Here is a 13,679-nt window from a genome sequence, read left to right on the forward strand (position 1 = left end):
TCTTATGTTTCGGCTGCAAAGGTATAAAAAAAAGCGATAGTTTTCACACCATCGCTTTTAATCCGAAATATAGAATAATAATTCTTACTTTCTTTCCAGCTTACAATCTTAATATACACGTGAAAGTAACCATGCTTCTTGGAAGTCATCACGGTTCGGATATTTTGCCTTGAAAGCATCACGTGCGCGAACGGCTTCAGAGCGGGTATCGAATGATTCCACAGCTACACGATACATGTTCCGTTCGGCATTGTAAACCACCTTAGCATTGTATCCTTCGTTGTCCAACCAAGTTTTCAGCCCATCCGCATTCGCTTTTACACCAAAGCTACCGCAGATAACACTGTAAGCTTTCAGTCCATCACCCGATACCAATTCTACTTTTTCCTCTCGCACAGGAGCTGTAGTTTCTACCGGAGTAGTTACAGGAGCAGGCTCTACTACGGGTGCGGGTTCTGCCGGAGCTGTCGTTTCGGCTGCGTTGGCTGCTTCCGCCAATTCTTGTTGTTTAGCCTTTTCATAAGCTCTTTTGTAGGCGCTTTCGTTTGATTTGCAGGAAGAGAATGCCAACGCCACGCATAATCCCATTCCTAATACAACAACCTTCTTCATTGTTCTTTTTGTTATTTTGGTTATATACAGTCGTTAAATGATGCTACAAAAGTAGCAATATAAACCGTGCCTGCCTATTAAAATCTGTTAATAATATGTTTTATCAAACGTCTGGATGCATTTTCTTTAAAAAAAAGAACAATGTATCAGGATATTTATTAGATTTGTAAGGTAATAACTAAAAACACATACGTATGAAAGCATTAAGTATTGTAGCTGCATTCTTAGGCGGTGTTACCTTAGGAGCAGCAGCCGGTATCTTGTTCGCCCCCGAAAAAGGTGCGGATACTCGCAGAAAAATAGCTGAAGTTCTTCGCAAGAAAGGCATCAGACTAACGCGCGACGAAATGGATGATTTGGTTGACCAAATCGCGGCAGAAGTGAAAGACGCCGAATAGTTTTAGAAAAAAATGGCTGGCAGGCTTTTACGGAAATGTAAAGGTCTGCCTTTTTTATTAACTAACCAAAACTTTTTATGTTTGCCAACGACAAGAGCATAGACAATCTTGAAGCGCTGTTTAAAGAAGCACGCAAGTATATCAACTTACAAGGTGAGTATTTAAAGCTCAATCTGGTAGAGAAACTTACCATTCTGCTGTCTACACTCATCGTGATTCTGCTGATAATCATTCTCTGCATGATGGCTTTGTTTTACTTCTCATTCATGCTGGTTTACGCCATAGCCCCGCTGGTGGGCAGCCTCATCGGAGGATATGCAGTCATCGGAGGAATCTTATTGCTGCTTGCCCTGATTATTTATCACATGCGCAGAGAACTTATTTTTCAGCCGATGGTGAATTTCCTCGCGCGGCTGTTTCTTGACGAGTCTAACAACAAAGAAAAAGAAGATATAAAATGAATCAGCAACTCCCTACGCCTCACAAGGTATATACCATAGAATCTATCACCAACCTGCGGAAAGCAAAACAGGAAGAACTGCGCCGTTCACGCCAGCGAATGCAGTCGATTACCGAAAACCTTTTTGCTCCACAACAGAGCAAGAACAAAATGGAAAATCTTTTACAGCACGTCAATGCGGGTATAGCGGCTTACGATGGTATCCGCACCGGCATGATGGTGCTGAACCGCATACGTGCTTTTTTCGGGAAGAAGAAAAAAAGAAGCTGATTATAAAGCTATTAAAACCTTTCCGGTCGATGAAAGCGCAAGAAAAATCCCTTGCCGATACGCCACTGAAAACGCTACCCGTAGCGTTACTCACTCCATGCGGTAGTGTTCAGCATTTCTACCCGTAGGATTCGCCGGTGCTATGGGTAGCGTTTTTCAGGCTTCCGGCAAGACCGGGCAACGCTTTAAACAAGAAGAATACATATATCGAAAAATTTATACAAATGAGACACAAGTTACTGGTTTTGGCGGCACTGGGCTTCAGCGCAATCGCCAACGCACAAGAAAATCCGTTGTGGCTACGCTATTGTGCCATCTCGCCCGACGGGACACAGATTGCTTTTACATATAAAGGAGATATTTACACCGTCCCTTCCGTTGGAGGAAAGGCTACCCAGCTCACCACAAATGCTGCCCACGATACGCACCCCGTATGGAGTCCTGACGGAACGCAGATTGCTTTTTCTTCGGCACGCGAGGGGAGCATGGATGTTTACATCATGAGTAAAGAAGGAGGAGCACCACGCAGGCTGACATCGCATTCGGGAGGGGAATTTCCTATCGCTTTCCTCGGCAACGACCGGCTGCTTTTTGCCGCTGCCGTCATGCCCGATGCGCAAGATATGACTTTCCCCAGCAGTCAGTTTCCGCAAGTGTACGAGGTAAGTACGATGGGAGGACGTCCTGCCCTGTTTTCATCAATTCCGATGGAGGACATCAGCGCCAGAAGCGACGGGGCTTTGCTGTATCATGACAAGAAGGGTTACGAGGATACGTGGCGCAAACATCATACGTCGTCCATCACCCGCGACATCTGGCTGAGCCTGCCCGGAAACGGCGGACGTTCTTATCAGAAACTCACAACATTCAAGGGTGAAGACCGCACGCCGGTATGGACTGCCGATGGGAAGGCGTTTTATTACCTGAGTGAGAACAAAGGTTCGTTTAACGTCTTCAAACGTAACATCGATGGTACGGAAGAAACCCAGATTACACACCATGAGAAACACCCCGTACGTTTCCTCACTGCTGCCGCTGACGGCACACTGTGTTACGGATATAATGGAGAAATCTATACCATAAAAGAAGGAAGCGAGCCGAAGAAGGTGCAGATAAGCATCGTAACCGATAAAAACGATAAAGACTTGATACGCCAGATCCGTACGTCGGGGGCTACGGAGATAGCTGTGTCGCCCGACGCGAAAGAAGTGGCATTCGTGCTCCGTGGAGATGTATTCGTAACCTCGGTTGAGTATAAAACGACCAAACAGATTACCAATACGCCGGAACAGGAACGAACCATCGACTTTGCTCCAGACGGACGCAGCATCGTATATGCCTCGGAGCGCGACGGATTGTGGCAGATTTACCAGACATCGTTGGTTAATAAAGAAGAGAAACTCTTTACGTATGCCACCGACTTGAAAGAAGAACGGCTGACGAATACCAACGTGGCGTCTTTCCAACCTAAATACAGTCCTGACGGCAAGAAAGTGGCTTACTTGGAAAACCGCACTACCTTGCGCATAATCGATTTGAAAGACAAATCGGTACGCACAGCGATGGACGGTAAGTTTGAATACTCTTACAGCGACGGCGACCAATGGTTTGAATGGAGTCCCGACAGTCGCTGGCTGCTTTCGGGTTACATCGGAACGGGCGGATGGAATAACAAAGATGTAGCTTTGGTAAACGCTTCGGGCAATGGTGAAATTCATAACCTGACCGAAAGCGGATATACCGACACCAACGCCAAATGGGTACTCGACGGCAAGGCTATGATTTGGGAAAGTGACCGCGCCGGCTATCGCAGCCACGGCAGTTGGGGAGCAGAGAGTGATATTTACATCATGTTTTTCGACCTTGATGCTTACGAACGTTTCCGCATGAGCAAAGAAGAGTTGGCATTGCTGGAAGAAAAAGAGAAAAAAGATAAGGAAGCAGAGGAAGACAAGGAGGACAAAGGAAAGAAAAAAGACGATAAGAAGGATAAGGATAAGGAGGTAGAACCGCTGACGTTCGACCTTGAGAATTGCCGCGACCGGATTATGCGCCTCACGGTAAATTCATCCCGGCTGGGCGATGCCATCCTTACGCCGAAAGGAGATAAACTTTATTATCAAGCGGCTTTCGAGGGAGGATATGACCTCTGGTCGCACGACTTGAAAGAAAACAAAACCGAAATCGTTCTTAAAAATGTAGGTTACGGTTCGCTCATAGCCGACAAAGATGGCAAGAATGTTTTCTTATGCAGTCAGGGAAATCTCAAGAAAATCGACATCGAGAAAGAGGAAACCAAACCCATCGAATTTGAAGCCGTATTCAATTATCGTCCGTATGGCGAACGCGAATACATGTTCGACCATGTATGGCAGCAGGTTATGGACAAGTTCTACGTGCCCGACCTTCATGGTGCCGACTGGAAAGGTTATCGCGAAAGTTACTCGCGCTTTTTGCCTTACATCAATAACAATTACGACTTTCAGGAACTGTTGAGTGAGATGCTGGGCGAACTGAACGGCTCACACACAGGAGCGCGCTACTACGCCCCTGGAGCAACGCTGCCCACGGCATGTTTAGGCTTATTCTATGATAACACCTATAAGGGCGACGGACTGAAGATTAAGGAAATCATAGCCAAAGGTCCGTTTGCCGTCAAGAAAACCGACGTTACGGAGGGATGTATCATCGAAAAAATAGACGGACAGCCGATTAAAAAAGATACCGATTATTACCCGTTCTTGGAGGGCAAGGCAGGCAAACAGGTACATCTGGCTATCTATAACCCATCGAACGGAAAACGGTTCGACGTAACCGTAAAGGCTATCAGCATGGGCGAACAGTGGGACTTGCTTTACAAACGTTGGGTTAAGCGCAACGAGCAGTTGGTGGAAAAATTATCGAACGGACGTATAGCATACGTACATGTGGAAGGCATGGACAGCCCAAGTTTCCGCACGGTTTACAGCGAGCTGTTGAGCGACAAAAACCGGAACAAAGAAGCGGTTATCGTTGATACACGCCATAACGGAGGCGGATGGTTACACGACGACCTCGTTACCCTGTTGAGCGGTAAAGAATATCAGCAGTTTGTTCCGCGCGGACAATACATCGGCAGTGACCCGTTCAACAAATGGCTCAAGCCTTCGTGCGTAATGGTATGTGAAGACAATTACAGTAACGCGCATGGTTTCCCGTGGGTATATAAAGAACTGAAGATAGGCAAACTGATAGGTGCGCCCGTACCGGGAACGATGACTGCCGTGTGGTGGGAAAGCCTCATCGACCCCAGCATCGTATTCGGTATTCCTATCGTAGGATGCAGAGACATGCGCGGAAACTACATGGAAAATCATGAACTTCAGCCCGACATTGAGGTGTATAACGCTCCCGAAAAGTCGCTGAAAGGCGAAGACCAGCAACTGGAAGCTGCTGTGAAAGAAATGCTGAAAGAAGCCGACATGAACAAAAAAGCAAACTGAAAACAGCAATAGAAATCATTTTATTTTGTACCTTTGCATTCTATCTTAACAACTATTTTATTATATGGAAAATAAATACATCACAGTGGCATATAAGCTGTATGCTATTACAGACGGACAAAAAGAACTTTTGGAGGAAGCTCCGGCAGCACATCCTTTCCAGTTCATCTCCGGCATCGGTTACACGCTCGACAGATTTGAAAAAGAAATCGTGGCACTGGCTAAGGGCGATGATTTCAATTTCACCATCCCTTGTGCCGAAGCCTACGGAGAACGAAACGAAGATAATGTACGCCAAGTTCCGAAATCGATGTTCTGCGGTCCCGACGGCAAGTTTGACAGCGATAATATCTTTGAAGGAAACATCATCATGCTGAACGATGCGGAAGGCAATCGCTTTTATGCCAACGTGGGAGAAATAGGCGACGATAAAGTTGTACTTGACCTGAATCACCCACATGCAGGAAAAGACTTGATTTTCGAAGGAAAGGTTATCGAAATGCGTGATGCCACAAACCAAGAAGTTACCGAAATCCTGAACATGATGAGCGGCGAAGGCTGTGGAGGAGGATGCGAAGGCTGCGGAGGCGGATGCGGCGAACATCACGAAGAAGATGGATGCTGCGGAGGCGGATGCGGGCATTGTCATTAATAGATTTCTTTATTACAAACACGGATTGTACGATCTATGAGCGTACAGTCCGTGTCTCATTTTAACCTTATAACAAACCTATTTCTGTGATTCTACTTGCAGACAGTGGAGCAACAAAAACCGATTGGTGTATTGCTAATACTTCATCGGGGTATACCATCATACAGACCGAAGGAATCAATCCGTTCCATCAGCCTGAAAGCCATATACGGGCTATCATCGAAAACCAACTGTTGCCATCATTGCCTTGTTCTACACGCGATATTCAAGCTATTTTTTTCTACGGAGCCGGTTGTATTCCTTCACAAAAAGGCAGTATCAACAACGCTTTACAAAACAACTTTCCTCAGGCTACCTTCAGCGTAGAAAGTGACTTGTTGGGAGCTGCACGCGCTTTATGCAAACACCGCGAAGGAATTGCCTGTATTTTAGGAACGGGTTCCAATTCATGCCTGTACGACGGAGAGCGTATCGTTCGAAACATTTCCCCACTGGGATATATTTTAGGCGATGAAGGCAGTGGGGCTTACTTGGGAAAACGCTTTTTAGGCGATTGCCTGAAAGGATTATTACCTGACCGGATTAGCAACGAGATGTTGGACGAGCTTCAGCTTACCGCTGCCGATATACTCGAAAAAGTGTATCGCCAACCGCAAGCCAACCGTTTTCTTGCCGGCATCGTACCTTGCATTCATAAACATAAAGCAATACCTGAAATACATTCTTTCCTGACCGATTGTTTTTCGGATTTCATCCGTCGCAACGTATTGCCCTACCATGCCTCACTTCCTGTCTCTTTCACAGGCTCGGTAGCGTGGTTTTTCCAAGAAGAAATAAAAGAAACACTGGCTTCGCTGAACCTTACAACCGGCATATTTGTTAAAAATCCCATTAAGGAACTGGTAGATTATCATCTTAGAATCTGCCGATAAAGACAGACAATAATCGTTTCACTTATTTAATACCAATGTATTATGAAGAATTTTAGAATCGAAGCAGCCATTCTGGCTATCGGATTGCTGCTGTTGGGCGTATTTATTGAGAAAGGATTCAGTACATTTGCTGAACGAGACCGCAGTGTAAGCGTAAAAGGACTTGCTGAAATGGAAGTTCCGGCTAATAAGGTTACTTGGCCGCTGGTTTACAAAAGTTTAGGAAACGACCTCGGTGCACTGTACGACGAAATCAAACGTTCTAATCAGACTATTATCCAATTCCTGAAAGAAAAAGGATTGGATGAAAAAGAAATCAGCGTCAATGCTCCTGAAATCATCGACTTGAAGGCAGAACGTTACGGAAATACCCAAGCCGAAAACTACCGCTATAACGTAACAACTGTCATTACGGTAACGTCAGAGAAGGTCGATTTGGTTCGGGGACTGATTAGTGAACAGGGAGAATTGCTAAAACGGGGCATCGCCATTACGTCGGGCGAATATCGGTATAACGTACAATACGAATATACGGACTTGAACAAAATCAAACCGCAAATGATTGAAGAGGCTACCAAGAATGCCCGCGAAGCTGCCGAAAAATTTGCAAAAGATTCTGACAGCGAATTGGGTAAAATCCGCCATGCCAATCAGGGACAGTTCAGCATCAATGACCGCGATGCGAATACGCCTTATATCAAAAAGGTGCGTGTAGTGACTACCGTAGACTATTCTTTGAACAATTAAAGCTACATATTGAGTTTACAACACCCGGCGGGCTGACATTCTGTTATCCAATGATGACGGTTTGTCAGCCCGCTGTCAGTTTATACAGTTAACAATGTATGCAAAACTTTAAAAACAAATTCTTCTGGTTTAAAAAGGTTTTCAGAAGTTTAAAGTAACCGGCAGAGTTGTCAACCGCTCATCAAAGCGGCATATCGTTTGCACTATGTAAGGCGAATCGCGAAACCGAAAGGCGGAGGGATTCAAAGAGATTACAAACGAAATGTATAACTAAAATATAGGAGATTACAACTATGATGCCTGTTAGAAAGTACAACAATCAGAATTGGTTACCGAGTATCTTTAATGATTTCTTTGATAACGATTGGATGGTAAGAACCAATGCCACAGCTCCTGCAATCAATGTAAGCGAAAGCGATAAAGATTACAAAGTTGAAGTTGCAGCTCCGGGTATGACCAAAGAAGATTTCAACATCCACTTGAGTGAAGATAACGAATTGGTCATCACAATGGAAAAGAAGAACGAAACGAAAGAAGAGGACAAAGAAAACAAGAAATACTTGCGCCGCGAGTTTTCTTACTCTAAGTTCCAGCAAGCGTTGGTTCTTCCGGACGATGTGGAAAAAGATAAAATCAGTGCCAACGTAAGCGATGGCGTTTTAACAATCGACCTTCCGAAACGTACACCAGAGGAAAAGGCTAAAGTCAATCGTCAGATTGAAATCAAATAAAGGTAACGCATAAAAACTTAGAAGCCTGCCGTGCAGCCGGTCGTCAGACGGACTCACACGGCAGGCTTTTTTTGTAAACACACTCGATGCGGTTTCCGTCGGGGTCGAGTATCACGCTTTCAAAATATCCGTCGCCCGACGTGCGCGGCTCGCCCACCACCCGATAACCATCGTTGCGCAACTGCTCTGTTATGCGCAACACATCTTCCTCGCCTGTAAAAGAAAACGCAAGATGTGTCAGCCCCCGCCGATTTTCTTCGGGGATTTCGTCTGTCACGTCGGGGCGGCTCATCAGTTCCAGCGATACCCCGCCTTCAAACGTTATGAAATAAGATTCAAATCCCTTACGCGGGTTTACGTATTTTTCGTTACTCCGCCCGCCAAAATAACGGACGTAAAATGTCCGGAGTTCCTCTAACCGAAATGTCCAGAGGGCAATGTGATGCACTTTCATACCTCTTTTTTATCAAAATCGGAGGTAAAGATAACATTTTCCATCGTTTTACGATGCTCTTCCGAGGCTTGAACGTAAAAAATTAATATAAAATCTGTATTTTTGCGCCCGTTAACACACATCTTTCAACAAATGAATATGAATACTAAAGTAAAAGGCTTTTTCTACGGGATTATAACCTCGGTTACTTTCGGTTTGATACCGCTGTTTACCTTACCGCTGATGCAGAAGGGAATGCAATCAGACTCTATTCTGTTTTATCGTTTCGTGGCTGCCACACTGGCGCTGGGCACGATGATGCTCATTAAAAAAGAATCGTTCCGAATCGGCGTGCGCGACTTGCCGATACTTATCATACTTTCACTTTTCTATACCGGCTCGTCGCTGTTCTTGCTTTACGGCTACGAGGTTATGGGTGCCGGCGTAGCTACCACGCTGCATTTTACGTATCCGGTTTTCGTTACGCTGCTGATGCTGTTTTTGTTTCAGGAAAAAACGTCATGGGTAACGTGGACGGCTGTGGCGTTTGCCGTCGGCGGAGTGGCTAAATTGTCGTTGCAAGGCACTCAACTGCGAATCGAGCCGATACATGTCATCATCGTGCTGCTTTCCGCCGTAGGCTATGCCAGCTACATCGTAGCGGTCAATAAGTCACACATCCGGGAAATGCACAGCCGGAAGTTGGCTTTCTATGTATTTGTCTTCACGGCACTGATGTTTGGCATTAAGACAGGGGCTTCACAGAATCTGCAACCCATCCCCGACGCATGGGCGGTAGTCAACATCCTGCTGCTTGCCGTGGCTCCTACCGTGATATCGAACATTACGCTGCTGCTTGCCGTGCGTTACATTGGCGGTACCACGACCTCCGTTTTGGGTGCGCTCGAACCGGTCACTGCGGTATGTATCGGCGCATTAATATTCGGCGAGGAATTTACATGGAGCGAAGCGATAGGTATTGCACTTATCTTGATAGCTGTCACCATTGTAATCCTGAACCGAAACATCCAGAATAACCTTTCGCTCCTCATCAAACGCATCAGACCGCGTCACGCCTGAGATGCGAAAAAGAGAGGCTTAAAACCTATCGGAACACCCCATCAAACAGATGCACAGCCCAAAGGATGCGCTGTGCATCCTTCAAATCTATAAACATCTTATTTTTAACACCTTACGGCTTAGCCGAAAAACTGAAAAATTCTACCCATAGAACCGACCTACACTATGGGTAGAACCGGTCAACGCTACCGCATGGGATGAGTAACACTACCCATAGCGTTTTTCAGGGTATAAAAACGGGAAACAGGTCAAAACTGACAGTCTTACCGACATTTCTGTCAACCGGAACACGCCAGTTTGTCAGTTTTCGGTTATGGCACAGTTTTAGCTAATAACTTAGCGTCCGCAACAGGACAAGAACAACGATAAACAGAATAAAAATATAGCATTATGAACATTAAACCATTAGCAGACAGAGTTCTGATTCTTCCTGCTCCGGCAGAAGAGAAAACAGTGGGTGGCATTATCATCCCCGACACAGCAAAAGAAAAACCCTTGCAAGGCGAAGTAGTTGCAGTAGGTCACGGCACAAAAGACGAAGAAATGGTCTTGAAAGTGGGTGATACCGTATTATACGGCAAATACTCAGGTACGGAAATCGAATACGAGGGTGTAAAATATTTGATGATGCGCCAAAGCGACGTTCTCGCCGTATTGGGATAAACGCACAGAGGAGTGTAATTACTCGGAAACTTAAAAACTAACCAATTAAAAAACTGAAAGAATCATGGCAAAAGATATTTTATTCAATATTGACGCACGCGATCAATTGAAAAAAGGCGTTGACGAACTGGCTAACGCCGTAAAAGTAACGCTGGGTCCGAAAGGCCGTAACGTAATCATCGAAAAGAAATTCGGCGCTCCGCACATCACAAAAGACGGTGTAACGGTGGCTAAAGAAATCGAACTGGCTGATGCGTTCCAAAATACGGGTGCGCAGCTGGTGAAGTCGGTTGCCTCAAAAACCGGAGACGATGCAGGCGATGGTACAACAACTGCTACCGTACTGGCTCAGTCTATCGTAGGCGTAGGCTTGAAAAACGTTACCGCAGGTGCAAACCCGATGGATTTGAAACGTGGTATCGACAAGGCTGTTGCTAAAGTGGTTGAATCAATCAAGGCTCAGGCTGAAACCGTAGGCGACAATTACGACAAGATTGAACAGGTAGCCACTGTATCAGCAAACAACGACCCGGTTATCGGTAAACTGATTGCCGACGCTATGCGTAAGGTTTCAAAAGACGGTGTCATCACCATCGAAGAGGCTAAGGGTACGGATACTACCATCGGCGTGGTAGAAGGTATGCAGTTCGACCGCGGTTACTTGTCGGCTTACTTCGTTACCGACGCTGAAAAGATGGAATGTGTGATGGAACATCCGTACATCTTGATTTACGACAAGAAAATCAGCAACCTGAAAGATTTCTTGCCTATCCTCGAACCGGCTGTACAGAGCGGACGTCCGCTGTTGGTTATCGCCGAAGATGTAGACAGCGAAGCACTGACTACACTGGTTGTTAACCGCTTGCGCGGACAGTTGAAGATTTGTGCCGTTAAAGCTCCGGGATTCGGCGACCGTCGTAAAGCCATGTTGGAAGACATCGCTATCCTGACAGGCGGTGTGGTTATCAGCGAAGAAAAAGGCTTGAAGCTGGAACAGGCTACACTCGAAATGTTGGGTACTTGCGACAAGGTTACCATTACGAAAGAAAACACTACAATCGTAAACGGTGGCGGCGACAAAGAAAACATTCAAGAACGTATCAACCAAATCAAGGCTGAAATCAAGAATACTACTTCTGACTACGACAAAGAAAAATTGCAAGAACGTCTTGCCAAATTGTCGGGTGGCGTAGCAGTGCTTTACGTAGGTGCAGCAAGCGAAGTGGAAATGAAGGAAAAGAAAGACCGTGTAGACGACGCTTTGTGTGCAACACGTGCAGCCATCGAAGAAGGTATCGTTCCGGGTGGTGGCGTAGCTTACATCCGTGCCATCGAATCACTGGAAGGTTTGAAGGGCGACAACGCTGACGAAACGACCGGTATCGAAATCATCAAACGTGCCATTGAAGAGCCGTTGCGCCAGATTGTGGCTAACGCCGGAAAAGAAGGTGCGGTGGTAGTTCAGAAAGTACGTGAAGGAAAAGGTGACTTCGGTTACAATGCACGTACAGACGTTTACGAAAACTTGCACGCAGCAGGTGTGGTAGATCCGGCTAAGGTAACACGTGTGGCTTTGGAAAATGCGGCTTCTATTGCAGGCATGTTCCTTACTACCGAATGTGTTATCGTAGAAAAGAAAGAAGAAAAACCCGAAATGCCGGCTCCGGGAATGGGCGGCATGGGTGGAATGATGTAATTCTTTCCCGATAAAGATACTGTCAAGGCGCAGATTCCGTGGAATAAAAACGGTTTAGCATAACGCTAAACCGTAAGTTCCGCAGAGTCTGTGCCTATTTTATTTGTATCCTCTCCGGCTTCACCGGCATCATCTGCCTCATCCAACTTATTCTGAATGCGGGGCGAGAATTTTTTCTTCGACGTAATGCCCAGCTTTTTCAGCATCTCAGCCTGACGAATCACATTGCCACGGCCGGTAGAGAGTTGCCCCAGCGCGTTTTCGTATGCCGCAGAAGCATTTTTCAACGTATCGCCTACTTTTTCAAAGGTTTCGGTAAAGCCCACTAATTTTTCGTAGAGAGCCGTACCGCGTTTCACGATGTCTTGAATGTTCTTCACTTGATACTCACGCTTCCACAAGTCGAGTGCCAAACGCAGGGCAGCAATCAGGTTGGTAGGACTCATCAGTACCACCTTCTTCTGATAAGCATAATTCCACAGATTCGGCTCGGTTTGCAGGGCAAGCACATAGGCCGGCTCATTAGGGATGAACATCATCACAAAGTCTAACGATGCCAAGTTATATTTCGAGTAATCCTTCCGGCTCAGTTCGTCAACATGCGTTCTTATCGAATTGAGATGGGCTTTAAGATACTGCTCTTGCTCTGTTTTGTCGGTACTTGCCACGTAATTGGCATACGCCGTAAGCGACACTTTCGAGTCGATAATCACTTGCCGGTTATCAGGATACACCACCAGCACGTCGGGTTGCATCCGTTTTCCCTCCTCGTTTCGGGTCACCTCCCCATGCTCGTCGGTTAAAAATTCCTGACGGAAATACTCTTCCCCTTCCCTCAAGCCGGAATTCTGGAGAATGGATTCCAATATCATTTCCCCCCAGTTACCTTGCGTTTTGGCTTCTCCCTTCAGCGCGCGGGTAAGGTTATTGGCATCGTCGCTGATCTGCTTGTTCAGCAACACCAGTTCTTTGATACGGTCTTCCAGCGAGAAGCGTTGTTTCGACTCCTTGTCGTAGACCTCTGCCACCTGATGTTTAAACTCATTCAGGTTTTCACCAAATGGCTTCAGCAGGTTCATCAGACTTTCCGAACTCAACTTATTAAAACTTTCTGTTTTCTGTTGGAAAATCTTATTGGCAATGTTTTCAAACTCCATGCTGAATTGCTTATGAAGTTCCTCCATCTCGCGCTTTTGGTTTTCCAACTTTTCTTCTAACCCACGCTTCTCCACCTGTACGGCAGAAAGAGTCTGCCGGGCTTCCATCAGCAACCGACTGGTTTCTTCCGCCTGCTTTCGGAACAAGGCTGTTTCTTGTTTTTGTTGTTCCACCGCAACCGAAGCCTGACGCTGTTCGGCTTTCACCATTTCGTCGGCATGGGCTTCCTGCATTTGCAGTCGGGTATGTAACACGCCTATTTTACGCGATACCATCAGGTAACCCAACCCAAAACCTACGGCTATCCCGATAACTAAGTAAATAAACTCCATTGTTTTATGTATTTATATGGTTTCGTTTCCGCT

General features: G+C 46.0%; 13 protein-coding genes and 1 pseudogene. 11 read left to right on the forward strand and 3 right to left on the reverse strand.

All coding sequences use genetic code 11. The features are described from left to right. Positions 1 to 108 precede the first annotated feature (108 nt). Positions 109 to 612: an SPOR domain-containing protein gene (locus tag H9626_RS04480; protein WP_178257133.1), complete on the reverse strand. Its 504-nt coding sequence runs from the start codon at positions 610 to 612 to the stop codon at positions 109 to 111. A gap of 194 nt (positions 613 to 806) precedes the next feature. Here H9626_RS04480 and H9626_RS04485 point away from each other — a divergent pair, with 194 nt between their 5' ends. From H9626_RS04485 to H9626_RS04520, 8 genes are all read left to right on the forward strand, one after another. After that, positions 807 to 1,010, forward strand: a complete 204-nt coding sequence (locus H9626_RS04485; protein WP_178257132.1) for a YtxH domain-containing protein — start codon at positions 807 to 809, stop codon at positions 1,008 to 1,010. 77 nt (positions 1,011 to 1,087) lie between these two features. After that, positions 1,088 to 1,471: a phage holin family protein gene (locus tag H9626_RS04490; protein ID WP_178257131.1), complete on the forward strand. Its 384-nt coding sequence runs from the start codon at positions 1,088 to 1,090 to the stop codon at positions 1,469 to 1,471. Beyond that, positions 1,468 to 1,740, forward strand: coding sequence for a hypothetical protein (locus H9626_RS04495; protein ID WP_191709693.1), 273 nt, complete (start codon positions 1,468 to 1,470; stop codon positions 1,738 to 1,740). Before H9626_RS04490 ends, H9626_RS04495 begins: the two co-directional genes overlap by 4 nt. Positions 1,741 to 1,964: 224 nt before the next feature. After that, a complete protein-coding gene (locus tag H9626_RS04500) occupies positions 1,965 to 5,222 on the forward strand; it encodes a S41 family peptidase (RefSeq protein WP_191709694.1) in 3,258 nt (1,085 codons plus the stop codon). A gap of 64 nt (positions 5,223 to 5,286) precedes the next feature. After that, on the forward strand, positions 5,287 to 5,874 hold the full coding sequence (locus H9626_RS04505; RefSeq protein WP_178257128.1) for an FKBP-type peptidyl-prolyl cis-trans isomerase: 588 nt from the start codon (positions 5,287 to 5,289) through the stop codon (positions 5,872 to 5,874). 86 nt (positions 5,875 to 5,960) lie between these two features. Then, positions 5,961 to 6,806 (forward strand): ATPase, encoded by an 846-nt coding sequence (locus H9626_RS04510; protein WP_178257127.1) that lies wholly within the window; start codon positions 5,961 to 5,963, stop codon positions 6,804 to 6,806. Positions 6,807 to 6,848: 42 nt separating this feature from the next. Next, positions 6,849 to 7,553, forward strand: coding sequence for an SIMPL domain-containing protein (locus tag H9626_RS04515; protein WP_178257126.1), 705 nt, complete (start codon positions 6,849 to 6,851; stop codon positions 7,551 to 7,553). Positions 7,554 to 7,846: 293 nt separating this feature from the next. Further along, complete coding sequence (locus tag H9626_RS04520; RefSeq protein WP_178257125.1) at positions 7,847 to 8,284, forward strand: Hsp20/alpha crystallin family protein; 438 nt, start codon at positions 7,847 to 7,849, stop codon at positions 8,282 to 8,284. Positions 8,285 to 8,348: 64 nt separating this feature from the next. On the opposite strand, the pseudogene H9626_RS04525 reads toward H9626_RS04520, so the two are convergent. Further along, positions 8,349 to 8,738 (reverse strand): annotated as a pseudogene (locus H9626_RS04525) (VOC family protein); the annotation flags it as partial. Positions 8,739 to 8,876: 138 nt separating this feature from the next. On the opposite strand from H9626_RS04525, the gene H9626_RS04530 reads away from it, so the two are divergent. The 3 genes from H9626_RS04530 (at position 8,877) to groL (ending at position 12,156) form a co-directional block, all read left to right on the forward strand. Next, positions 8,877 to 9,797: a DMT family transporter gene (locus H9626_RS04530; protein WP_178257188.1), complete on the forward strand. Its 921-nt coding sequence runs from the start codon at positions 8,877 to 8,879 to the stop codon at positions 9,795 to 9,797. Between the two features lie 390 nt (positions 9,798 to 10,187). Continuing rightward, positions 10,188 to 10,460 (forward strand): co-chaperone GroES, encoded by a 273-nt coding sequence (locus H9626_RS04535; RefSeq protein ID WP_178257187.1) that lies wholly within the window; start codon positions 10,188 to 10,190, stop codon positions 10,458 to 10,460. A 64-nt stretch (positions 10,461 to 10,524) separates the two neighbouring features. Next, on the forward strand, positions 10,525 to 12,156 hold the full coding sequence (groL, locus tag H9626_RS04540) for a chaperonin GroEL (protein ID WP_178257186.1): 1,632 nt from the start codon (positions 10,525 to 10,527) through the stop codon (positions 12,154 to 12,156). A gap of 65 nt (positions 12,157 to 12,221) precedes the next feature. On the opposite strand, the gene H9626_RS04545 is transcribed toward groL, so the two are convergent. After that, positions 12,222 to 13,646 (reverse strand): DNA recombination protein RmuC, encoded by a 1,425-nt coding sequence (locus H9626_RS04545; RefSeq protein ID WP_178257185.1) that lies wholly within the window; start codon positions 13,644 to 13,646, stop codon positions 12,222 to 12,224. Between the last annotated feature and the right edge of the window lie 33 nt (positions 13,647 to 13,679).

The sequence above is a fragment of the Phocaeicola faecium genome, assembly GCF_014837055.1.
In the GTDB taxonomy this organism is placed as follows: domain Bacteria; phylum Bacteroidota; class Bacteroidia; order Bacteroidales; family Bacteroidaceae; genus Phocaeicola; species Phocaeicola gallinarum.